The organism is Zoogloea sp. GDB6 (assembly GCF_056724105.1).
Map to the genome: position 1 here is coordinate 4,027,558 of NZ_CM161497.1, position 23,894 is coordinate 4,051,451.

Annotated in this window: 15 protein-coding genes; 7 read left to right on the forward strand and 8 right to left on the reverse strand. The window is 67.0% G+C overall.

Annotated features, from left to right (window positions below; all coding sequences use genetic code 11):
- Positions 1–57: 57 nt before the first annotated feature.
- From AC1PQG_RS18315 to AC1PQG_RS18325, 3 genes are read right to left on the reverse strand one after another with little or no spacing between them, the layout of a single operon-like run.
- A complete protein-coding gene (locus tag AC1PQG_RS18315) occupies positions 58–1,206 on the reverse strand; it encodes a response regulator (RefSeq protein WP_481119238.1) in 1,149 nt (382 codons plus the stop codon).
- Positions 1,155–4,361 carry a PAS domain S-box protein gene (locus AC1PQG_RS18320; protein WP_481119239.1) on the reverse strand — a complete coding sequence of 1,069 codons (3,207 nt, stop codon included), beginning with the start codon at positions 4,359–4,361 and terminating at the stop codon, positions 1,155–1,157. Before AC1PQG_RS18320 ends, AC1PQG_RS18315 begins: the two co-directional genes overlap by 52 nt.
- Entirely contained in the window at positions 4,358–5,494 is a 1,137-nt protein-coding gene (locus AC1PQG_RS18325; RefSeq protein ID WP_481119240.1) for a response regulator, read from the reverse strand. Before AC1PQG_RS18325 ends, AC1PQG_RS18320 begins: the two co-directional genes overlap by 4 nt.
- A gap of 226 nt (positions 5,495–5,720) precedes the next feature.
- On the opposite strand from AC1PQG_RS18325, the gene AC1PQG_RS18330 reads away from it, so the two are divergent.
- Both AC1PQG_RS18330 and fusA read left to right on the forward strand, forming a co-directional pair.
- Positions 5,721–7,445 carry a SulP family inorganic anion transporter gene (locus AC1PQG_RS18330; protein ID WP_481119241.1) on the forward strand — a complete coding sequence of 575 codons (1,725 nt, stop codon included), beginning with the start codon at positions 5,721–5,723 and terminating at the stop codon, positions 7,443–7,445.
- A gap of 108 nt (positions 7,446–7,553) precedes the next feature.
- The gene (fusA, locus tag AC1PQG_RS18335; protein WP_481119242.1) at positions 7,554–9,605 is read left to right on the forward strand and encodes an elongation factor G; all 2,052 of its coding nucleotides are present in this window, start codon (positions 7,554–7,556) and stop codon (positions 9,603–9,605) included.
- Between the two features lie 69 nt (positions 9,606–9,674).
- Here fusA and AC1PQG_RS18340 read toward each other — a convergent pair whose 3' ends face one another.
- The 3 genes from AC1PQG_RS18340 to AC1PQG_RS18350 form a co-directional block, all read right to left on the reverse strand.
- On the reverse strand, positions 9,675–10,514 hold the full coding sequence (locus AC1PQG_RS18340; protein WP_481119243.1) for a tetratricopeptide repeat protein: 840 nt from the start codon (positions 10,512–10,514) through the stop codon (positions 9,675–9,677).
- A gap of 91 nt (positions 10,515–10,605) precedes the next feature.
- Positions 10,606–14,700, reverse strand: a complete 4,095-nt coding sequence (gene hrpA / locus AC1PQG_RS18345) for an ATP-dependent RNA helicase HrpA (protein ID WP_481119244.1) — start codon at positions 14,698–14,700, stop codon at positions 10,606–10,608.
- 78 nt (positions 14,701–14,778) lie between these two features.
- Positions 14,779–15,174, reverse strand: a complete 396-nt coding sequence (locus AC1PQG_RS18350) for a CrcB family protein (RefSeq protein WP_481123028.1) — start codon at positions 15,172–15,174, stop codon at positions 14,779–14,781.
- A gap of 99 nt (positions 15,175–15,273) precedes the next feature.
- Here AC1PQG_RS18350 and AC1PQG_RS18355 point away from each other — a divergent pair, with 99 nt between their 5' ends.
- Genes AC1PQG_RS18355 through nosR form a run of 5 tightly spaced genes read left to right on the forward strand, consistent with a single transcriptional unit; the run spans position 15,274 to position 21,094 of the window.
- Positions 15,274–16,821 (forward strand): response regulator, encoded by a 1,548-nt coding sequence (locus tag AC1PQG_RS18355; RefSeq protein ID WP_481119245.1) that lies wholly within the window; start codon positions 15,274–15,276, stop codon positions 16,819–16,821.
- Positions 16,822–16,824: 3 nt separating this feature from the next.
- Positions 16,825–17,139 (forward strand): hypothetical protein, encoded by a 315-nt coding sequence (locus AC1PQG_RS18360; RefSeq protein ID WP_481119246.1) that lies wholly within the window; start codon positions 16,825–16,827, stop codon positions 17,137–17,139.
- On the forward strand, positions 17,136–17,987 hold the full coding sequence (locus AC1PQG_RS18365; RefSeq protein ID WP_481119247.1) for an HDOD domain-containing protein: 852 nt from the start codon (positions 17,136–17,138) through the stop codon (positions 17,985–17,987). Before AC1PQG_RS18360 ends, AC1PQG_RS18365 begins: the two co-directional genes overlap by 4 nt.
- 3 nt (positions 17,988–17,990) lie before the next feature.
- Positions 17,991–19,802 carry a PAS domain S-box protein gene (locus tag AC1PQG_RS18370; protein ID WP_481119248.1) on the forward strand — a complete coding sequence of 604 codons (1,812 nt, stop codon included), beginning with the start codon at positions 17,991–17,993 and terminating at the stop codon, positions 19,800–19,802.
- Positions 19,799–21,094: a response regulator c-di-GMP phosphodiesterase, NosR family gene (gene nosR, locus AC1PQG_RS18375; protein ID WP_481119249.1), complete on the forward strand. Its 1,296-nt coding sequence runs from the start codon at positions 19,799–19,801 to the stop codon at positions 21,092–21,094. Before AC1PQG_RS18370 ends, nosR begins: the two co-directional genes overlap by 4 nt.
- Positions 21,095–21,105: 11 nt before the next feature.
- On the opposite strand, the gene AC1PQG_RS18380 is transcribed toward nosR, so the two are convergent.
- The gene (locus tag AC1PQG_RS18380) at positions 21,106–23,271 is read right to left on the reverse strand and encodes a putative bifunctional diguanylate cyclase/phosphodiesterase (RefSeq protein ID WP_481119250.1); all 2,166 of its coding nucleotides are present in this window, start codon (positions 23,269–23,271) and stop codon (positions 21,106–21,108) included.
- 24 nt (positions 23,272–23,295) lie between these two features.
- Positions 23,296–23,601 (reverse strand): Hpt domain-containing protein, encoded by a 306-nt coding sequence (locus tag AC1PQG_RS18385; RefSeq protein WP_481119251.1) that lies wholly within the window; start codon positions 23,599–23,601, stop codon positions 23,296–23,298.
- Positions 23,602–23,894: the final 293 nt, after the last annotated feature.

A 23,894-nucleotide genomic window follows, 5' to 3' on the forward strand; every position in this document is an offset into this window, starting at 1 on the left:
CCGCGGGCCGCTTTTCATCGGCCGCCGAGCATCCCCCAGACGCCCGCTGCCGGTCAATCAGGATTTACGCGCGCGCAGCGTGACCAGTGCCGCCGGGAAATCGTAGGATGCCACCTCCCGCTCGAAGCGCGGCCACAGGCTGCCGAGCACCGGCCGCAGGCATTCCGCCGATTCCCGCGCGACGCGCACCGCCGCCACGTTGTCTTCGGCCAGCAGCGCGTCGAGGCGGGCCAGCGCCTCCTGCACTGTGGAACGATCCTCCGTACAGGTTTCCACCGCCACGGCTTCCGGGTCGGGCAAGGCCCGGATCGCCGTGACCGCAGCCGTCTGCGCCGCATCCAGCTCGGTCAGCAAGGCATCGATGTCCCCCCCTTCGTCGCCGCGCAGCGCCGCATCCAGACGAGTCGCCAGGATCTGCACCTGGCGCATGCCGATCATGCCAGCCACCCCCTTCAGGGAGTGGGCCAGGCGTGCCGCCTCGGTCTGGCTGCCCGCCTCCCACTGGACGCGGATCTTGGCGCCGTCGGCCTCATGTCCGGCCGCATACTTGTGCAACAAGCGCAGGTAGTTGGGAATCCGCCCACGCAGGTTTTTCAGACCGTAGCCCACATCCAGCCCGGGCACCGCCTCCAAGGCCACCTCCAGCGTGGGCGGCGACGCGGAAACAGCCTCTTCCAGCGGCGGAGCGAAAGGCAACCGGGCTTCCGCCGGATGTCGGCTGGATGCCGGCAGCCACTGCAACAGCTTGGCGTAGAGCACCGCCGGATCGACAGGTTTCGAGAGGTGATCGTTCATGCCGGCCTGCAGGCAGCGTTTCCGATCCTCACCGAAGGCATTGGCGGTCATCGCCAGGATCGGCAGCGTCAGCCCGTGGGCGCGGATCGCTTCCGTCGCCTCAATACCGTCCATGACCGGCATCTGCATGTCCATCAGGATGAGGTCGAAATCGGCGGTCGCGGCCTTGTCCACCGCCACCGCGCCGTTCTCCGCCAGCTCGGCATTCAGGCCGACGCTGTGCAGCAGGGACACCGCCACCTCCTGGTTGATGTGACTGTCCTCCACGACAAGGACACGGGCGCCGCCGTACTCGCGGCTCAGCCGGGCCTCGTCCTGGTGCGCCTCGTCGGCCGGAGCCCGCGGATGGCCGCGTTCGATCAGGCCGGCGAGCATCCGCTGCAGGTTGGACAGCAGGACCGGCTTGGCCAATGTGGCGGCAACGCCCGGATGCCCTCCCCCCCTACGGCCGACGGCTCGTCCTCCTGGGTCAGCACGATGCAGCGCGGCGGGGACGCCAGTTCGAGTCCCGCCACCGCACGTGCGGTATCGAAGCCGTCCATCTCAGGCATCATCCCATCGACGAACAGCAGGTCCATGGCTCTCCCGGCCTTTTCGGCCTGCTGCAGGCGCTCGAGGGCCGCGCGTCCCGAATTGCAGCATTCGACACTGGCCCCCTGCATGCCGAGCATATCGGCCAAGGTTTCGCCTGCCTCGGCCAAGTCGTCGGCAATCAGCACCCGCACCCCACCCAAAGGCAAGGGTGCGGGCACCTCGCGGCGAACCCGCCCGAAACGCGCAGTGAACCAGAAGCGGCTGCCCTGCCCCGGCTGGCTGTCCGCACCGGTCGCGCCCCCCATCATGCGGGCCAGGTGGCCAACGATCGCCAGGCCCAGCCCGGTACCGCCAAAACGCCGGGTCGTCGAGCCGTCAGCCTGTTCGAACGGTTTGAAGAGACGGGCCAGCACCTCGGGCTGGATGCCGATACCGCTGTCGACGACCTCGAAGCGCAACAGCACCGCATCGTCGGAGTCCGTTTCGCAGCAAGCCCGCAGCATGACCCGGCCGGCGTCGGTGAACTTGACCGCGTTGCCCAGGTAGTTGACCAGCATCTGCCCCAGGCGGGTTGCGTCCCCGCGCAGCAGCGCAGGCACCGCGTGGGTATCCACGACCAGCTCCAACCCCTTCTGGATGGCCTTGTCGGCCACCAGCGCGCAGGCGTTGCGCACCACGTCCTCAAGGCTGAACTCGGCATCGTCGAGAGTCAGCTTGCCGGCTTCGATCTTCGAGATGTCGAGGATGTCGTTGATGATGGACAGCAGATGGTCGGCCGCATCGCTGATCTTCTGCAGTCGCATGCGCGCCTCGTCGTTTTCCGCATTCCGGCGCATCAGGTGGGTCAGGCCGATGATGGCGTTCATCGGAGTGCGGATCTCGTGGCTCATGTTGGCCAGGAAGGCGCTCTTGGCCCGGTTGGCCGCATCGGACGCCTGGCGTGCCGCCTCCAGCTCGGCGGAACGCTCGGACAGTGTGTGGTTGGTTTCCTCAAGCTGATGGGTGCGCTCGGCCACCAGTTGTTCGAGATGATTCCGATGACGGGCCAGCTCTTCCTCGACCCGCTTGCGCTCGGTGATGTCCTCCTGGATACCCAGGTAATGGGTGGTCCGCCCATCCGGCTGCACGATCGGCGAGATGCGTGCGAACTCGACGCAGACCTCACCGTTGCGCCTCCGGTTGATGAACTCGCCTTCCCACGGCCGGCCGGCGCGCAGGGTCCGCCACAGATCGGCAAAGGTCTCTGGCGGTGTCAGCCCCGATTTGAGGAAGCCTGCCCGCTGGCCGATGACCTCGTGCAACTCGTAGCCAGCGCCACCGAGGAAGGCCTTGTTCACATACTCGATACGGCCATCCAGGTCGACGATGATCACGCTGGCCAGGCTCTGCTCCACCGCCAGCGACAGCTTGAGGAGCTGTTCGGCGGCCTTGCGCTTTTCGGTGACATCCCGCCAGATGCCGGCCAGGTAGCTGCGGCCGTTGATCTCCAGCCCCGTGTAGCTCAACTCCACGTCGCGCACGCTGCCGTCGGCACGCTTCTGGCGGCTGTCGAACATCACGGGCTCGTTGCGTGCCCGGATGTCCTGCACCCGTCTGGCAACCTCCTCCGGCGACAGGCTGACCTGGATGTCGGACAGGCGGATCGCCGCAAACGCTTCCCGCGTGTAACCCAGCCCCCGACAGGCAGAGTCATTGAACTCCACGAAACGCAGGGTCTCCACATCGAGCAGCACGATGCCGTCCACGGCCTGCCCGACGATCGCGTCGAGCACCTGCAGCGCCCGCAGTTGCCGCCCCTGGGCCTCTTCCCGCTGGCGGGTGAGCTGGAGCTCCCGATACTGGAACAGCAGCAGCGCCGCCCCTGCAGTAGCAAACAGAGCGAAGCCCATCGCCAACGCGATCCACCAGACCTGGCGGCGCGAGCCCTCGTATATCTCGTCCTCGTCCACCTTGACGACCATCGTCCAGTCGGTGCCCGGCACAGACCGCCCGACTCCGACCACCCGCACGCCGCGGTAATCCAGCGCCCCCATGATGGCCGGACGGTGCTCGGGATTCCTGACCGCCTGAACGGCGAGAACGGACTCGCTGCCGAGTGGCAGATGCAGGCCAAGCGCCGGAATGTCCTGATGGCGCAGGGGATTGAGGTTGACCACCCTATCCCCGTCCTGGCGCAACAGCAGGGTTTCCGCGGTCCGGCTGGGCACAGGCCAGCCCTGCAGGTAGGCAAACAGGAAGGCGTGGGGATCCACCTCGAGGACCACTGCCCAGCGCGGCGCCCCCGGCCCCCCCTTCAGCGGGGCCACGAAATCCAGTCGGACCTGGGCCTTGTCGCCACTGCCATCCCGATAGAAATTGGTGTCCACCGCCCGCCCCTCCGCCAGCGCCTTGCGCACCGCGGTGCGCAACACGTCCGGCACCTCGAAGGGCGGGCCGGAGGAGATGACAGGACGGCCATCAGCGTCGAAGACGGCAACCCGGCCATAGCGATAGGCCCGACGCACCATTTCGAGATGTTCGCGCAGACTCTCCTGGGCCTCCGGACGCGCCCATTGCGCATGCAGCAGCTCGAAGCTCGGATCGCCGGCCAACGCCAGCGCATCGGCACGACGCTCGTCGAGCCAGGACGATATCTGCCCCAGCTTCAAATCGGCCACCGCCTCCATGCGGCGGAGCTCCTGGGTTTCCCGGTCGTGCGTCGTGAACATCGCACTTCCGACACCAAGCGCCACCACCACCAACGCGAACATCGAGAAAGGCACCAGCAGACGCAACGCCGCGCGTTCCTGCCGCAACCAGGCCCAAAGTCTGGGGCGCGGCGTCTCGGCCGCCGGACCACCGCTGAAACGGTGCAGCACGGCCCACAGGGCCCAGGACGTCGCGCCGACGAAGATCCAGCCCTTCAGGGTGCTGGCCAGCAGCAGGTCCTCCGGTTGAGGCAGTAACAGGCTCGCCAGGCTGTCGGAGAACAGCACCCAGCCGGTAGCCAGCAGCCCATAGACCAGCACCACGCGGGCAATGCGGCCGTTCATCGGCTCTCCTCGTCCCGGTAGTGGGTCGCGATGTCGGCGAAACGCTCGAACTCGGCCACGAAGGCCTCCACCACGGCGGGGTCGAAATGACGGGCATCTTCGGCACAGATCATGTCGCGGGCGGTCTCCAGCGCCACCGCGGCCTTATAGACCCGACGCGACACCAGCGCATCGAACACGTCGGCCAGCGCCATCAAGCGCGCCGACAAGGGGATCGCCTCACCAGCCAGCCCTTCGGGATAACCGGAGCCGTCCCAACGCTCGTGATGATAGAGGGCTATCTCCTTGGCGTAGGCCAGGAAGGGCACCGGACGCTCGGCATCCTCCTCGGCATTGTGGATCGCTTCGCAGCCCAGGCGCGAATGGGATTTCATGATGACCCATTCGTCGCCCGTCAGCTTGCCTTCCTTCAACAGGATGTGGTCGGGAATGCCGACCTTGCCGATGTCGTGCAGCGGCGCGGACTTGACGATCAGGCCGATATGTTCCGGCGTCAATGTCTCAGCATGGCGTGGATCGGCAGCCAGGCGGCGGGCGAGTACCGCAACGTAGGCCTGGGTACGCCGCACATGGTTACCCGTTTCCGGATCGCGGATCTCCGCCAGCCGCGCCAGCGCACGGATGCTGACGTCCTGGATCAACAGATTCTCGCTCATCCGGCGGGCGATCTCGGCCTCCAGAACGAGGTTCTGATCGCGCAGGCGATCCCGCGCGCGCTTCAACTCCAGCTGGTTGTGCACCCTCGCCAACACGATGCTGGGCCGGATCGGCTTGGTGATGTAGTCCACCGCCCCCAGCTCCAAGCCACGCTCCTCGGCCTCGATGCCATCGAGGGCGGTCACGAAGATCACCGGGATGTCGCGGGTCAGCGGATCGGCACGCAATGCGTCGAACACCGCATAACCGTCCATGCCCGGCATCATCACATCGAGCAGGATCAGGTCGGGCACTGGATGGCTGCTCGCCACGGCCAGCGCCCGCGCACCGCTATGGGCGCCGCGCACCCGGTACAGCGGCTGCAGCAATTCGCCGAGCACCTCGAGGTTCTCGGGCAGATCGTCGACGATCAGCACCGTCGCCGGCTGGAGTGACGGATTGTCGTCGGGCTTGGGAGAAGACAGGGGCGGCGTCATCGTGGAAGTGGATTGACCTGGAAACCGACCCCTTGGGGAAAACGCCAACGCGTGCCCTCGCTCCAGGAGCCGGACGAACCGCAGGACCGGTTCATTCTGAATCAGTATTATCCATTGCTTATCGTCTCTTCCATGCAGCTTCTTGACCCTGGTCTAACAGCAATTGTGAAATGTGCCGCAGGCGGGGCTGCAAGCTAAACTCTCGGTCCTTCCACGCCCTCGGCCCATGTCTCCAATGCTTGCCCGCCTGCTGCCCTTTCTCGCCTGGCGCCGCCAGCTGGGTGCCACCGGCCTGCGGGCCGACCTGCAGGCCGGCTTCACGGTGGCCCTGGTGGCGATCCCGCAAGCCCTGGCCTATGCCCAGCTGGCCGGCCTGCCGCCTTACGTGGGGCTCTACGCATCGCTCTTGCCGAGCATCGTCGGCGCGCTGTTCGGATCGTCGGGCCAGCTCAGCACCGGGCCGGTAGCCCTTACCAGCCTGCTCACCGCGACCTCACTGGCACCACTGGCCCTGCCCGGCTCGGAGACCTATCTGGTGTTGGCAGTGCAACTCGCGCTGCTGGCCGGGCTTCTGCAGCTGGCCTTCGGCGCGCTGCGCCTGGCCCACTTTGCCGACCTGCTGTCGCACCCGGTGCTGCACGGCTTCATCAACGCCTGCTCGCTGCTGATTTGCGTGGCCCAGGTGCCGACCCTGCTCGGCCTGCGCAGCGCCGGTCAGCGCCCCTTCTTCGAGGCCCTGGTAGACCTGGGCAGCGCACTGCCCGACGCCCACCTCCATTCCGCCGCCCTAGGCCTCTCGGCCGCCGTGCTGCTGATCGCCCTCAAACGCCTGCTGCCGCGCTGGCCGGGGGTCTTGATCGTGGTCGCCGGCCTGAGCACGGTGGCTTGGCTGACCGGCTTCGAGGACAACGGCGGGCGCACGGTCGGCCTGCTGCCCGACGAAACCCTGGCCTTCGCGCTGCCACGTGCGGACTGGGCACAGATCACCGACCTGCTGCCATCGGCCTTCGTCCTGGCGCTGGTCAGCTTCCTGGAAGCCATGTCGAGCTGCAAGGTTGCCTCGGCACGCACTGGGGAGCGCTGGGACGGCAACCAGGAGCTGATCGGCCAGGGCCTCGCCAAAATCACCGCGTCGGTGTGCCAGGCCTACCCGGTCAGCGGCTCCTTCGGCCGCTCTGCCTTCCTGCTCGCCCATGGCGCGCGCACCGGGCTGGCCTCGGTGATCGGCGCCTTGATGGTATTGGCTGCGCTGTTCAGCATGCCCGGCCTGATCGCCCACATCCCGCTGCCGGTGCTGGCAGCGGTAATCCTCGTAACCCTCGCCGCACTGCTGTCGCCAACCCAACTCAAGGAAGCGTGGCGGGCCAACCGGGACGACGGCCTGGCCGGCACGGTGTGCTTCGTCGCCACACTGGCCTTCGCGCCGCATATCGAGATCGGCATCCTGTCGGGGCTGATCCTGTCTCTTGCACTGCTCATCTACCGCAGCATGAAGCCCCGCGTCGCGGTGCTCGGCCGCCATCCGGACGGCACCTGGCGCGACGCGGCGCGCTTCGGCCTGCCACCGGCCCATCCCCAGCTGAGCATCCTGCGCTTCGACGGTCCGCTGCATTTCGTCAATGCCGCGACCTTCGAGGACGCGGTGCTGGCCGTCGAACGCGACCATCCGGGCCTCAAGGTGCTGTTGCTGTCCTGCGGCGGCATCAACGACATGGACGCCAGCGGCGTCGAGGCCCTGCGCCGGGTCCACCGCCAACTGGCCGAAGCCGGCCGTACGCTGGCCTGCTGTGGCCTGAAACAGCAGGTTCTCGAGGTGATGGAGCGCACCGGGCTGCGCAGCCTCCTCGCCGAACACGCGAGCTACCGCACCGAGGATCACGCGCTGCAGCACCTGCTGCCGGGCCTCGACGGCATCCGGCCGGCCGACGTGCGCCGCGGATTCGAGTGGTGAGTACGCCGGACTTTGTTGACCGGAGTCGTTGTAGTGCCCCTTGCAGAAGCAGATACTGATACCCAATCAGGCATTCAAGCTTTCGGACAGACAACAAGGGAGCGCCTCATGACACCGACCTCGGTACGCGATATCCGTAACCTAAGCCTGCTCGGCCAGTCCGGGAGCGGAAAGACCACCCTGCTCGAGAAGCTGCTGGCCACCGCCGGCGCCATCGGCAGCCCCGGAACGGTCGAGCGGGGCGATACCATCAGCGACTACGATCCCCAGGAAAAGGCCCTCGGCCATTCCCTAAACAGCACCGTTGCCCACCTCGAATGGGCCGAACACTGGATCAACGCCATCGACACACCGGGCCTGCCGGACTTCCTCGGCCGTGCACTGGCCACCCTGCCGGCGGTGGAAACCGCCGTCGTCGCGATCAACGCCGCCGCCGGCGTCGAGACAGTGACCCGCAAGGTCATGGAAGCCGCCGCCGGCCAGTGCCGGATGATCGTCGTCAATCGCATCGACGCACCGGGCGTGGACTTCGGTGCGCTGCTGGAACGCATCGGCGCCAGCTTCGGCAAGGAATGCCTGCCGATCAACCTGCCGGCACCCGGCGGCGAGACGGTCATCGACTGCTTCTTCGCGCCGGACTACGCCGCGGCTACCGCCTTCTCCAGCGTTCGCGAAGCCCACGACCGCATCGTCGACCAGGTCGTCGAGGTGGATGAAGAGCTGATGGCCCTGTACCTGGAACAAGGTGAGTCCCTGCAACCCGAACAGCTCCACGACCCGTTCGAGCAGGCCTTGCGCGAAGGTCACCTGATCCCGGTGTGCTTCACATCAGCGCGCAGCGGCGCTGGCGTGAAGGAACTGCTCGACATCATGGGCCGCCTGCTGCCCGACCCCACAGAAGGCAACCCGCCGCGCTTCCTCAAGGGCGAGGGGCCGGCCGCCGCGCCGGTATCCGTGAGCACCGACGCGGGCAAACACGTCATCGCCCATGTCTTCCAGGTCAGCAACGACCCCTTCCGCGGCAAGCTCGGCCTGTTCCGCATCCATCAAGGCACCGTCACGCCGAACACCCAGCTCTTCATCGGCGACGCCCGCAAGCCCTTCAAAGTCGGCCACCTGCTGCGCGTACAGGGCAAGAACCAGGTCGAGATCGAGGCGGGCATTCCCGGCGACATCTGCGCAGTGGCACGCATCGACGAGATCCACCGGGACGCGGTACTCCACGACGCCCACGACGAGGACCACTACTACCTCGCCCCGCCGGCCTACCCGCAACCGGTATTCGGCCTGGCCCTGGCCGCCGAAAAGCACGGCGACGAGCAGAAGCTGTCCGAAGCCTTGCACCGCCTCCTCGACGAAGACCCCTGCCTGACCGTCGAGCATGACCTGCAGGCCAAGGAAACGGTGATCCGCGGCCTCGGCGAAGTGCATCTCAAGTCGCTGCTGGAAACCCTCAAGGCACGCTGGAACCTCAACCTCACCACCAAGCCGCCGGCCATCCCCTACCGGGAAACCGTCGCCGGCACGGCGGAAGCCCGCTACCGCCACAAGAAACAGAGTGGCGGCGCCGGCCAGTTCGGTGAAGTCGCTCTGCGCGTGGAGGCGCTGGAGCGTGGCGCCGGGGTGCAGTTCGCCGACGAGGTCAAGGGCGGCACCATTCCCGGCAACTTCATGCCGGCAGTGGAGAAAGGTGTCCGCCAGGCCATCATCGAGGGCGTGTTGAGCGGCTTTCCGCTGCAGGACATCCGCGTGGTGGTCTTCGACGGCAAGCACCACACGGTGGACTCCAACGAAGTCTCCTTCGTCACCGCCGCCCGCCACGCGGTGCAGGAAGCCGTGCAGGGCGCCCGCCCGGTGGTGCTGGAGCCGCTGGTGACGCTCACCGTGCGGGTTGCCGATGAGCACTTCGGCGGCATCAGCGCCGAGCTGTCCGGCCGCCGCGGCCGCGTCACCGGCACCGACAGCCCGCAGCCGGGCTGGACCGAGATCACCAGCGTGGTGCCGATGGCCGAGATGGAGGGCTTCGAATCCCGCCTCAAGTCGATCAGCGGCGGCGACGGCAGCTGCAGCGTGGCCTTCAGCCACTACGAAGCGGCCCCGGCCGAAGTGCAGCAACGCCTCGCCCGCGAACACGCCGGCAAGCGCGGCGGCGAGCAATAAAAGAAAAGAAGGCATCAGCGAGGGCGGCCTTTAGCAGGGTCGCCCTCGTGCCATTGAGCGTCGGGGGCCTCAGTTCAGGTACATCGACAGCTGCCGGCGGGCATTCATCACCGCCTTGAGATCCGGGCACAGCGGGAACCACTCCACCAGGCGGCCGCGTGCCTGGCTGCGGGCCTCGCCCCGGTCGCGCAGCACGATCTCCAGCAATTGTTCGAAGGCCGCCGGCCAGGCTTCCTGCTGGGCCAGCACGGTGGCCAGCACGAAGCGGGCTTCGAAGTCCTTCGCGTCGGCGGCGATGCGTGCCCGCAGTTCGGCCTCGCTGGTGGCGCCGACGCCTTGCGCCAGATCCAGCCGGGCCTTGAGCTTGAGCCATTGCTCGTCCCGCCCCCGCGGCTCGACTGCTTCCAGGGCGGCCAGCGCCTCCTCGGGCAGACCGGCGTCTATCAGCGCCTGCACCAGATCGAAAACGATGGCCTGGCGGCCATCCGACAACGCCACCGCACGCCTCAACAGTTCGGCCCGCTCGCATGGATCTGTCAGCCCACCCGCGGCACGACGCAGTTTCTCCGCCTCGTCCGGCAGATGACCGTCCAGAAAGGCCCTCACCTGCCCTTCCGGCAAGGCACCCATGAATTCATCCACCATCTCGCCGTCGACGAACAGCTTCACCGCCGGAATGCTGCGCACCGCGTAGCGCGCCGACACGGAGGGTGCCTCGTCGGAATTGAGCTTGGCCAGCACGAAGCGGCCACCGTATTCGCCGGCCAGCTTTTCGAGCAAGGGCTTGAGGGTGCGGCACGGGCCGCACCACGGCGCCCAGAAGTCCACCAGCACCGGCACCTCGCGAGAGCGGGCGAGGACGGCGGTTTCGAAATCGGCTTCGGTGATGTCGATGGAGAAATCGGTCATGGGGCTTCCTGGCAATGGTTTGTTGGTTTGGCAAAACCTGCATATGGGGAATGTCCAGCCGCCTTCAAGACAGCGCAGCCGGCACGGCCCCTCAGCGCGGCCGACTGTCCCAGATCTTCTGCAGGCGCTTCACCGATACCGGCATCGGCGTCTTCAGTTCCTGCGCGAACAGACCGACGCGCAACTCCTCCAGCAACCAGCGGAACTCCTCCAGCTGTGGGTCGGTGACGCCCGCCTTGGCCTTGGCCAGCCACTCCCGCTCGAAGGGCTGGGCCAGACTCCTCCAGTCGGCCATCAGCTGGCCGTCACGAGGCGCGTTGCTGCGCAGCTTGTCGATGCGCACGGTGGCCCCCTTCAGGTAGCGCGGAATCTGCGCGATGCGCTCGTAGGGCAAGGCCACCAGGAAGTTCTTCGGCATCAGCTTGGCGACCTGGGCATTGATGTCGGCGACCACTTCCGGGAAGGTCTTCAGGCCGGCGAGGCGCTTGGTCAGCGTGGCGTGTTCGACGATCAGCTGGCCGGTCAGGCGCATCAGCTCCTGGGCCACCAGCGTGATGCGCGGCTTGGCTTCCTGGCAGCGCTTGGCAAAGCTGTCGGCGTCCGCCGGCAGGGGTTCGAGCAGGCAGCAGCGCTCCAGCGTCGCGGTCACCAGCTGGGCCTTCAGCTCCGCCTCGGTGCCGTAGCTGATGAACTGCAGGGCCAGCTCGCGGATGCCCGGCAGCTTCTCGATGGCCTTCACCTGAGCCGACAGCTCCAGCGCGAACAACCGCGCGAGGCCGCCGCGATGGACCTTGGCCGCCTCCTCCGGGGTGTCGTAGGGACGCAGGGACACGCTGCTGCCGTCGTCGTGCAGCGCCGGAAAACCGACGATCTCGCGGCCGGCGACCTTCACTTCGAGCAGTTCCGGCAACGCGCCGAAAGTCCAGCCGGTAAAGCCGGACAAGGTCTTTTCGGCAACGGTGGCCAGCGCCGCGGTAGATGCCACTGCGGCCTTGCCGCCAGCGGGCGGAACAGCCTTCTTCTGCTGCGGCGCGTCCGGCGCCGCCGGCACGATGCGCGCGCTCTGGAAGCGCGCCGCCACCTGGTCGCGGAACTTGGCGCGTAGCTCGGCCAGATTGCGGGACTGGCCGAGGATGCGGCCGTGCTCGTCCTGCACGCGGAAGTTCATGAAGCAGTGGGGATTGAGGTTCTCCGGGCGGAAGCTCTCCATCGGCAGCTTGAGGGACACCCGCTCCTCGACGAAGCGCTGCAGCATCTTGATCAGCGGCTCGTCCGTGTCGAACTCGCTGGCGTCGTAACGCTCCATGAAGGCCGCCGCGCTGTCGGCCATCGGCTGCAGGCGGTGGCGGTGCTTCTGCGGCACGGTGCGCAGCAGCGCATTCACCTTCTCTTCGAGCAGGCCCGGCACCAGCCATTCGCAGCGGTTGGCGGGGATCTGGTTGAGCATCGCCAGCGGCACCGTCAGCGTCACCCCGTCGTCAGCCTCACCCGGCTCGTGCAGGTAGGCAAGCTTGAGCTTCTGGCCGAGCACTTCCAGGCTCGACGGGAAGCGGTCGGTGGTGATGCCTTCGGCGTCGTGGCGCATCAGCTGGTCGCGGGACAGCTGCAGCAGCTTGGGCGCCTTCTTCTCGGCGGCCTTGCGCCAGGCCTCGAAGCTGGCCATGTCGAGCACTTCCGGCGGCAGCTTGGCATCGTAGAAGGCGTAGATCAGCTCTTCGTCCACCAGCACGTCGGGGCGGCGGGACTTGTGCTCCAAGCGCTCGATCTCCGCCACCAGGCGCCGGTTGTGGGCCAGGAAAGCCATGCCGCGGGCTGATCCCTCAGCGATCTCGCCCTGCACCAGCCCTTCGCGGATGAACAGCTCGCGGCACAAGGCCGGGTCGATCTCCCGGTAGCTCACGCCGCGGCGCGGATAGACGGTCAGCCCGTACAGGGTGCCGCGCTCCCAGGCGCGCACCGCGCCGCTGGCCTTCGACCAGTGGGGTTCCGAGATATTGCGCTTGAGCAGATGCCCGCCGACTTCCTCCAGCCATTCCGGCTCGATGCGCGCCAGGCAGCGGCCGAACAGGCGTGACGTATCCACCAGCTCGGCGCACACGATCCACTTGCCGGCCTTCTTGGCGATGGCGGAGCCCGGATGCGGCCAGAACTTGATGCCGCGGGCACCCAGGTAGCTGCCGGCAGCGGGGCCGGAGGCATCCTCGATCTTGCAGCCCACGTGGCCCATCAAGCCGGTGAGGAAGGCCTTGTGAATCGCCTCGTAACTGGCCGGCTCCTTGTTCTCCTTCCAGCTGTGCTCGGTGCACAGGGTATGCAGCTGGGTGAACACGTCGCGCCATTCGCGCAGGCGCAGCCAGGACAGGAAGTTCTGCTTGCACCAGGCCTTCTGCTTGCTGGAACTCTCATGGCGCTGGACTTCGTCCCAGGCCTTCCACAGGTTCCAGTACCACAGGAACTCGGACTTCTGGCTTTCCTCCGGGCCGCGGAAGCGGGCGTGGGCCTGGTCGGCGGCAGCCTGCCGCTCGGGCGGACGCTCGCGCACGTCCTGCGTCGACAGCGCGGCGGCGATCACCAGCACCTCCGAAAGGCTGGCCCGGTCGCGGGCGGCCAGGATCATGCGGCCGATCTTCGGGTCGAGGGGCAGCTTGGCCAGCTCGCGCCCGATCGGCGTGAGGTTCATCGTCGCCGCGCCCTCGACCTCCTCCACCGCGCCCAGCTCGGCCAGCAGCTGGTAGCCATCCGCCACCATGCGCGGCAGCGGTGCGTCGATGAACGGAAACTCGGCCACTTCGCCGAGCTTCAGGGACTTCATGCGCAGGATCACCCCGGCCAGGGACGAGCGCAGGATTTCCGGATCGGTGTGGGCCGGACGCTTGTTGAAGTCGTCCTCGTCGTAGAGGCGGAAGCAGATGCCGTCGCTGACGCGGCCGCAACGGCCAGCCCGCTGACGGGCGGCGGACTGGGCGACCTTCTCAATCTGCAGCTGCTCGACCTTGTTGCGATGGCTGTAGCGCTTGACCCGCGCCAGGCCGGTATCCACGACGTAGCGAATGCCCGGCACGGTCAGCGAGGTTTCCGCCACGTTGGTGGCCAGCACGACGCGACGCCCCTTCGACGGCGCAAAAACCCGTGCCTGCTCCTGCGCCGACTGGCGCGCGAACAAGGGCAGGATCTCGGTGCCGGCGGCGTGATGGGCCTTGCGCAGCGCTTCGGCAGCTTCGCGGATCTCCCGCTCGCCGGGCAGGAAGACCAGCACGTCGCCGGGGCCGCTGCGGTGGGCTTCGTCGACGGCGTCCACCAGCGCGTCGTAGAGGTCGCGGTCCGGGCCGCGGTTGTCCTGGCGCGGTGGCGCTTCGCCCGGCCGCGCCGGCTTGGGCTCGTCGCGCTCTACCGGCCGGTAGCGCATCTCGATGGGGAACAGGCGGCCGGACACTTCGATGACCGGCGCCGGTTTGTCCTCGCTGCCGAAATGGCGGGCGAAGCGCTCCGCGTCCAGCGTCGCCGACGTGACGATCAGCTTCAGGTCCGGCCGCTTGGTCAGCAGCTGGCGCAGGTAGCCGAGCAGGAAGTCGATATTCAGGCTGCGCTCATGGGCCTCGTCTATGATCAAGGTGTCATAGGCCGAGAGCAGCGGGTCACCCTGGGTTTCAGCAAGCAGGATGCCGTCCGTCATCAACTTGATGTAGCTCTGCGGGCCGATGCGGTCGGTGAAGCGGATCTTGTAGCCGACGGTGCTGCCCAGCTCGCTCTTCAGTTCCTGGGCGATACGGCTGGCGGTGGCGCGGGCGGCGATCCGCCGCGGCTGGGTATGGCCGATCAGGCCCGACACGCCGCGGCCGAGCTCCAGGCAGATCTTGGGCAGCTGAGTGGTCTTGCCGGAGCCGGTCTCGCCACAGACGATGACCACCTGGTGCTCGCGGATCGCCGCGGCGATCTCGTCCTTGCGCTGATTGACCGGCAGATCGGGCGGAAAGTCCGGCTTGGGCAGCGCGTTGGCACGGGCAATGCGCTTGGCCGCCGAACCGGCGATGCGCAGGCGCAGCGCCTCCGGCAACTCGTCGAGGCTGCGCGGGCGCTTGGGCAGACGGCGCAGGTCACGGCGCAGGCCGGGCCGGTCGGCCGACAGGCATTCTTCGAGCAGGGAATAAGGATCGTTGCGGTCGGGCCGGGGTTGCGGTGATGCCATGTGGGAATACAGCGAAAAACGATTGATGGAGGCCCGCGCGCCAATCGGCAGCGAACCGCAGGCGACGGGTTCGAACTCTCAGCTACGCCAGCTATGCACGGTCATGCTCAGGGAGCCGCCCAGATGCAATGGGGCAGCACCGAACACCCACCCATAGCGGCCGGTGTTGATCAGCGGCACGACCTCCGCCGAGACGGACGAAAAGGTGGTCAGGCCACCGAGAAAGCCGGTAATGACGAACAGCCGCGCCTCCGGCGGAATCTCCGGCCGAAGGGCGAAAAAAGCTATCGCCACGCCCACCAAGTAGCCACCGAGCAGGTTGGCGCCGAGGGCCGCACCGATGCCGATGGCGACGAGTGCCAGGGTCGGAAAGTGTTGGGCATGATCGGACATGGCTGCGGATTTTACCCCGGCGACGCCGACGCCGCCGGCAAATGCCTCAAGAACCGGCGTGATGCCGCCGATAGCGGTCATATCCACACAAATGTGCGCCCCGCAGGAAGCTGCTGCGGCAAGGCGCAGACAGGCGGCGGCTCGGCGATGCCGAAAGACCGCTGCATACATGGAGACACGATGAACATCCCCGACAGCCCGCCCGCGGCATCCACTCCCTTGCTCTATCAGGCGCGCTTCGATTGCCATCGCGGTGAGCTGACCGGCGTGCAGGCTCTGCGGCAAGGCCCGCAGCACCCGGCCCCGGAGTTGCTTGTCGCCGGCAGCCCGGCCGAGCTCGATGCATTGCGCATGGCCTGCCTGCAGGTTGCGCTCTGGCAAGGCAGCGCCGGCCGGCCACTGGGCCTGACGGTTGGCGCCCGCCTCGATACCTTGTGCGAACAGGGCTTTGCCCACACCCTCGGCGCCATCCTGCGGGAGACGCGACTGGAGCCCCACAGCCTGGAAATCAGCATCATCACACCCCGCGACGAAGTACCGGACGACATGCTCGGTGCGCTGGCACAACTGCACCGACTCGGCATCCGCTTCGCGCTCTGCGCCACCAGCCCGGCCAGCACCCGGGTAGCGTGGACCGCCCAGCTACCGATCGACAGCATCGAGGTACCGGCCCGTCTCGTCGAGAACGTGGCGGCCGCACCGGAAGGCGTGGCCATCGTGCGCGCCCTGCTCACCCGCGCCCATCGCATGGGGCGCCAAGTGTGTGCGATGGATATTGCCAGTGCCCAGGCTGCAGCAGTGATGACGGCGGCCGGCGCCGACACGCTGCAAGGCCCCCTGGCCGCGGCCCCGCTGGCGGCGGAAGGCCTCACGGCCCTGCTGGCCAGCGGCTACCGGCTCAATGCGGCGCTGCTGCGCGGCCCCGCCACCGAGCGGACGCTGCTGCTGGTGGATGACGAGGACAACATCCTCTCGGCCCTGCGCCGCCTGCTGCGCCGTGACGGCTACACGATCCTCACCGCGAGCGACGGCAAGCAAGGACTCGAAGTGCTCGCCGCCAACCGGGTGGATGTGATCGTCTCCGACCAGCGCATGCCCGGCATGACTGGCGTGGAATTCCTGCGCAAGGCCAAGGACATGTGCCCGGACAGCGTGCGCCTGGTGCTGTCGGGCTACACCGACCTGCAATCGGTCACCGACGCGATCAACGAAGGCGCGATCTACAAGTTCCTCACCAAGCCGTGGGACGACGCGATGCTGCGCGCCAACATCGAGGAAGCCTTCCGGCGCAAGGCCCTGACCGACGAGAACCAGCGTCTCGCCAGCGAACTGCAGCACGCCAACCAGGAGTTGGCACGCATCAACGCCCGCCTCGAAGGCCTGCTGGCCGACCAGCAGCACCGCCTCGGCGTGGACGAAGCCGCGCTGACGCTGGCCCAGGAAGCCCTCGCGGTGATGCCACTGCCGCTGCTGGGCATCGCCCCGGACGGGATGATCGCCTTTGCCAACCAGGCCGCCGAAAGCCTGTTCACCGGGCAGGCACCGCTGATGGGCCTGAACGCCGACGAAGTCCTGCCCCCACCGCTCGTCGCCCTCGCAAGCAGTGGCGGGGGAGACTGCGACAGCCTGGTCGGCGGCGTGCAGTTCCACATCGAGGCCCACCCCCTTGGCGGCAATGGTCGCCATCGCGGTACCCTACTGTGCTTCACCTGCCAACACCCAGCCTGACCCATGAGCGATATCCAACGCCTGCCCCTCGACGCAATCCAGCCCGGCGCAGTACTGGCCGAAGCCGTCGCCGACGCCCGCGGCACGGTGCTGCTGCCGGCCGGCCTGAGGCTTACCGAGGCACACCTCGCCAGCCTGCACCGCCGCAATATTGCCGCGCTCAACGTCACGGCGCCCCCCGATCCGGCGGAACTGGCGCGCCGCCGCGAAAAGGTCCGAGAACGGGTCCTGTACCTGTTTCGCCACACCGACAACGACCCGGCCGCCCAGGCCTTGCTGCAGGCCGTGCTGGCCTTCCGCCAGGAGCAAGTGCGATGACCGACACACCGACCCTCGCCGACGTGGCTGGACGCATCCGCAGCCTGCCGGCCATGCCGACGGTGGCGCTCGAACTGCTGCACACGCTCGCCGAAAGCGACGCCTCGTCGGCCGATCTGGCAGATCTGGCCCGCCGCATCGCGCAGGATCAAGCCATCACGGCCCGCGTTCTGCGCGTCGCAAACTCGCCGTTCTACGGCCTGCAGTCGCGGGTCGCCTCCATCCATGACGCCATCGTCGTGCTCGGCTTCTCGGCGGTACGCTCGCTGGTGCTGGCCGCCGCAGTGATGGCCAGCCTGCCGGGCGGCCCCTGCACGGGCTTCAACCAGGAACGCTTCTGGCGCCATGTGCTGGGCACCGCAGCGGCTGCGCAGGCCATCGGCAAGCGCCTGGGCCGTCCGTCCGAAGCCCTTTTCATCGCCGGCCTGCTGCACGACATCGGACGCCTTGCACTGGTGGTCCTCTATCCAGCCCGCTACGCGACCACGCTGGCCGCAGCCCGCGAGCAGGACCGCAGGCTGCAGGAGATGGAACTGGAACACTTCGGCTTCGACCACACGGCAGTCGGCGCCAGCCTCGCCGAACACTGGCATTTTCCGGCGGAAATCGCGGACGCCCTCGCCTGGCACCATCAACCGGAGCGGGGCAAGGCGGACGGGTTGACCGCCATCGTCCATTACGCCGACGCCATCGCCCAGGCTCTCGACTTGGATGACGCGGAAGACAGCCAGGTCGCCCGCCTGCAGGAAGACGCTGTGGTCAAGCTCGGCCTGGACTGGAATACCCTGCTGGCTGTCCTCGCCGAGACGCAGAGCCGCTTCGACAGCTATCGGCTGATGCTGGGCTAAGCCATGCGGGACAATGACACCTATCCGCTGCCCGCCGACCTGTTTCCCCTCGCGGAATCCCTCAGTGCAGGCATCATGCTGCACCGGGGCGGCAAGATCCTGTTCGCCAATCGCACCATGTCGCGCCTCACCGGCTACTCACCGGCCGAACTGATGGCGCTCGACTACTGGGCGTTATTCCAGCCCGGCGTACAGCAGCGCATTCGCGAGCGGACCGGGGCGCATCTCGCGCACGCACGGGCACCAACCTCCCGCTGCGAGACGGCCATCGTGACGCAGACCGGCGAACTGCGCTGGATCGAGCTGTCGATCTCCCACCGGGAGATCCTCGGCGAGCGCACAGTGATCGGCTGCTTCATCGACATCACCATCCGCAAGCAGGCCGAAGCCGCCCAGCTCCAGGCCCAGCAACTACTTACCCAGATCATCGACAGCGATCCGGTACCGACGCTGGTCATCGATGCCCGCCATACGGTCACCCACTGGAACCGCGCCTGCGAGCAGGTCATCGGCATCCCCGCCGGTGAGATGGTCGGCACCACCCGCCAATGGGCCGCCTTCTACCCGAGCGAGCGGCCGATCATGGCCGACCTGATCATGAGCGGTGAAATCGACGGCCTGCTGAATCTGTACGGCAGCAAGAAGCTGCGTCGCTCGCCGGTGATCGACGGCGCCTACGAGGCCGAGGACTTCTTTCCCCGCATGGGCGCACACGGGCGCTGGCTGTACTTCAGCGCCGCACCACTGCGCAATGCCGCCGGCAAGATCATCGGCGCCATCGAAACCCTGCAGGACATCACCGAGCGCAAAAACGCCGAAATGGAACTGCGCGCCATGCAGGCCGACCTGGAGGCAAAGGTCACCGAACGCACGGCCGAGCTCCAGCAGGCCAAATCCTCCCTGGAGCAGGACATCGAGCGACGGGAAACGGCCGAAACCGAACTCCTAAAACGCTACGCCGAACTCACCGAACTCAACTGCCGCCTGCAGGAAACCCAACAGCAACTGGTCCAGTCCGAAAAGCTGGCGTCCATCGGCCAACTCGCCGCCGGCGTCGCCCACGAAATCAACAACCCGATCGGCTACGTCAACTCCAACCTCCGTAGCCTCAAGGGCTACATGGCGCAGATGCTGGAGGTAATCGATGTCTACGAGTCCTGCGAGGCGGCATTGCCGGCCGCCGAACGCCAGCGCATCCAGGCAGCCAGGAAAGCCGCGGATTTCGACTTCCTGCGCGACGACATCAGCCAATTGATCAGCGAATCGCAGGAGGGCACCGAACGGGTCAGCAAGATCGTCCACGATCTGCGCGACTTCTCCCGCACCGACACCAGCCAGGAATGGCAGGCCGCCGACCTGCACCACGGACTCGACAGTACCCTCAACATCGCCAGCAACGAGATCAAGTACAAGGCCGACGTGGTACGCGAATATGGCAGCCTGCCCCTCGTCGAATGCCTGCTGCCTCAGCTCAACCAAGTCTTCATGAACCTCTTCGTGAATGCTGCCCAGGCGATGCCCGACGGCCGCCGCGGCACCATCACCGTGCGCACCGGCACAGCAGGCGAGGACGCATGGATCGAGGTGGCCGACAACGGTAAGGGCATGCCGCCGGACGTGCGCGACCGGATCTTCGATCCCTTCTTCACCACCAAGCCGGTCGGCAAGGGTACCGGGCTCGGCTTGTCCCTGTCCTACGGCATCATCCAGAAGCACCAAGGCCAGATCGCCGTCAGCAGCACGCCCGGCACCGGCACCACTTTCCGCATCACGTTGCCCATCCATCGCAAGGCCTCCGCCGGAACGCCCCAATGACCCTAACCCCGACAAGCGACAACACCAGTTTCACAATTCTCTGCGTGGATGACGAAGCCAACATCCTGTCAGCGCTGCGCCGCCTGTTCCGCCCTCACGGCTACACCGTGCTGGTGGCCGGCGGCGGCGCCGAGGGCCTTGAAATGCTGGCCAAGGAGCGTGTGGACCTGATCATCTCCGACATGCGCATGCCCGAGATGGACGGCGCCACCTTTCTCGCCGAGGCGCGCAAGCGGTACCCCGATACGGTGCGCCTGCTGCTCACTGGCTACGCCGACATGGAATCGACCATCGCCGCGATCAACGCGGGCCAGATCGCCCGCTACATTGCCAAGCCGTGGAACGACCAGGACGTGATCCTGACGGTACGGGAGGCTCTCGAACGCAAGGCGCTGGAGCGGGAGAAGGCCCGCCTCGAAGCGCTGACGCGCGCCCAGAACGAAGAACTGAAGAACCTCAACGCCAGCCTCGAACAGAAGGTCGAGGTCCGCACCGCCGAGCTGAAGACCGCCCACGAGAAGCTCAAGCAGAACTTCCTGACGTCGATCCGGGTGTTCTCCAACCTCATCGAACTACGCGAAGGCCTGATCTCGGGCCACTCCCGCAGGGTTGCCGATCTAGGCCGCAAGCTCGCCAACCGGCTGGGTTTCGCCCCTGCCGAAGCCCAGGACGTGATGGTCGCCGGCCTGCTGCACGACATCGGCAAGATCGGACTGCCTGACGAACTGCTCGCCAAGCCGGTGTCGCACATGAGCGGCGACGAACTCGGCGTGCTGCGCAAGCATCCGGTAACCGGCCAGGCGGCCTTGATGGGCCTGGAAAACCTGCGCCGCGCCGGCACCTTCATCCGCGGCCACCACGAACGCTGGGACGGCCAAGGTTACCCCGACCGCCTGTCCGGCCTGGCGATTCCCTACGGAGCACGGGTACTGGCGGTGGCCAACGACTTCGACGGCCTGCAGATCGGCGCCCTGTCGGCGCGCAAGCTGAAGGCCGAAGAGGCCGTCACCTTCATCCAGCAGAACCGCGGCAAGCGTTATTGCCCGCAGGTGGTGGATGCGCTGATCGCCGAGCTGGGCGCAGCCGACGCCGCAGCGGCCATTGGCAACGAGCACTCTCCTTCGTCCCTCAAGCCCGGCATGGTGCTAGCCCGCGACCTGGTGACCCGCGACGGCGTAATGCTGCTGGCCGCAGATTTCGTGCTCGACGAGAATCTGATCCGCCAACTACGCGAGCTGGAAGCCTCGGAGGGCATCCGGCTGGCGATCGCCATCCGTCCAGAACGCAAATAGCCCGCAGCGCCTCAGGCCTCCGCCGGCGGCGGCAGAAGTGGCAGCACTTCCTCGGGAATGAAGAAGGGGCTGCCAAGCATGTCCGCCAGCGCCTCACTACTCATTGGCATTGCAAACAGATAGCCCTGGATCAGGTGGCACCCCCGACGGCACAGGGCATCCAGCTGGGCTACCGTCTCCACGCCCTCGGCCACCACCTCCAGCCCCAGGCTGTGGGCCAGGCCGATCACCGCCTCGACGATCGCCACGCCCTGCCCGTCCTCCAGTTCGCTGACGAAGGAACGGTCGATCTTCAGCGCATCCACCGCCAGCCGGCGCAGATAGGCCAGCGACGAATAACCGGTGCCGAAGTCGTCCACCGCAACGCGCACGCCCATGTCACGCAACTGGGCGAGAATGGCCGTGGCATGGTCGAGGTCGCGCATCAGAACGGTCTCGGTCAACTCGAATTCCAGCCGGGACGCCGCCACGCCGGTGATTGCCAGCACCTCCCGCACAGTGGGGATCAGCTGGGTATCCATGAAGTTAACGCCGGACAGGTTGATGCTGATGCGGAAATCAGGTGCCAGCCGGTGCTCCAGGCGTAGCAGGTCGGCGCATACCTTCTCCAGCACGCTGCGGGTCAGCGGTACGATCAGCCCGGTTTCTTCAGCCAGGGAGATGAACTCCGGCGGCGGCACCGCCCCCCGGCTGGCGTGGGGCCAGCGCAGCAGTGCCTCGGCCTTGACGACCGCGCGCCGCCTGATGTCGACGATCGGCTGGTAACGCATGCGCATCTCGTCCTCGCCGATGGCGCGGCGCAGGTCGGTTTCCAGCGTGAAACGCAGGAAAGCCGCGACCTTCATGTCTTCGGAGAACAACGCCAGTGGGTCGCCGCGGCTGCGCTTGGCATGGTTGAGCGCCGTCTCGGCCGCCTTCAGCAAGGCGTCGGCATCCGTTGCATGATCCGGCATCACCGCCATGCCGATACGCGCCGACAAAGTGATCTCCTGCCCCGGCACGCGGATCGGCGCCCGCACGACCTCCAGCAGGCGTTCAGCCGTATCGAGCAGATCGGCCGCCGAGCCCACGTCGTTCACCAGCACGCCGAATTCGTCGGCGGCCAGGCGAGCTACCCTGAAACGGGTCGAATAGCCTCCTCCCGCGGCCTCCGCCGGCTGGCGGTCCCCCATGTCCTCCCGCAGGCGATGAGCGATCAGCTGCAGCACTTGGTCGCCCCGGTCCGGCCCCAGGCTGTCGTTGATGCGCGCAAAGCGGTCGATATCCACCACCATCACCGCGCAACGGCTGCCGTAGCGCAGACCACGGGCGGTGGCGCCGAGCAGGCTCTCGCGGAAATACTCCCGGTTGGGCAGGCCGGTGAGGTGATCGAAGTAAGCCAGCTGGCGGATGCGCCGCTGGGCATCGACCTGCTCGGTGATGTCCTGCACGCTACCCTCCATGATCAGCCCCCCGGTGCCGCGCCCATCGCCACGACGCACCGGCTCGACGGTTTCCTGCACCGTGCGTACGCTGCCGTCGGGCCACACGACCCGGTAAGTCAGCTGGTAGCCGATCCCATCCCGGGCGCCGGCCAGGGCGAGTTGCATGGCGGCGCGGTCGGGACCATAAACATGTGCAAGGATCGCCTCCATGTCATCGCCGAAGTCGCCCCTTTCGCAGCCAAACAGCCGGTAGAACTGAGCCGAACGCCGGACCCGCCCGCTTCTCACCACCCACTCCCAGCTGCCCAGGCGGGCGATGCGCTGGGCATTCGACAGGCTCTCCTGGCTGAGGCTCAATTCCTGCGTCACTTCGGCAGAGCGGAGCACGTAGCGGATGCGGAAACGCAACAGGGTCCAGTTGATCGGCTTGGAGATGAAATCGGTCGCACCGGCATCGAAGGCCCGCTCGATCGATTCGCTGTCGTCCAGGCCTGTCAGCATGATCACCGGCACCAAGCGCCCCGCCGGCAACTGGCGCAGACGCCGGCACACGTCGAAACCGCTCAGGCCCGGCATCATCACGTCGAGCAGTACCAGATCGGGCTGGACCTCATCGAAGAGGGCCAGCGCCTGCGCCCCATCCTCGGCCTCCGACACCGTAAAGCCCCCTTCCCGCAGGGCTTCCGTTGCCATCATGCGGGTCAGCGGATCGTCATCCACCACAAAGATGCGCGCGCGTTCGCTTTCAGTCATCGTCCCTACCGGCCCTCTTCCGGATCATGTGCATCGGGGTGCATCCTCGTCGATCAACCCCTCGTTGCGCAGCGCTAACCAGCAGGCCTCCCAAGCTTCGGCAATACTTTCCACATCCTCCGGCCGCGGCACTTGCCCAGCCTTGATACGTTCGTCCAGACCCCGGGCGCAGGCCGCCAGACGCAAGGCGCCCATCGCATGGCAACCGGACTTCATCTTGTGCACCAGCGCACGCACGGCCTCCGCATCGCCGGCAGCCAGGCTCGCCCACAGGCCCTGCACATGACGCTCGGTCTCGCCGACGAACAGCGGCAGCAGACGCTTCAACATCGGCGCAGACCGATTGCCGTTCACCCCAGGTAGCGCCATCAGCATAGCGAGATCCAACGCCGGCTCGCCGCGCGTCAGTGCCTTCGACCTGCGGCCTGCGACCGGACGCCACAGGAAGCGACTCCGGACGACGGGCCGGAAGAAGGATTTGGCGGGGATTCGATGCATCGAGGTGCTCACCGGTGACAAGGTCTGCGACAGCTGCGGGGCCCAACGCCCCGCCAACGGCCACCGTTTTACCCAAACATCGTCCCGCCTGATGCCTAACAATACGCACCCGATAGCCAACTCCC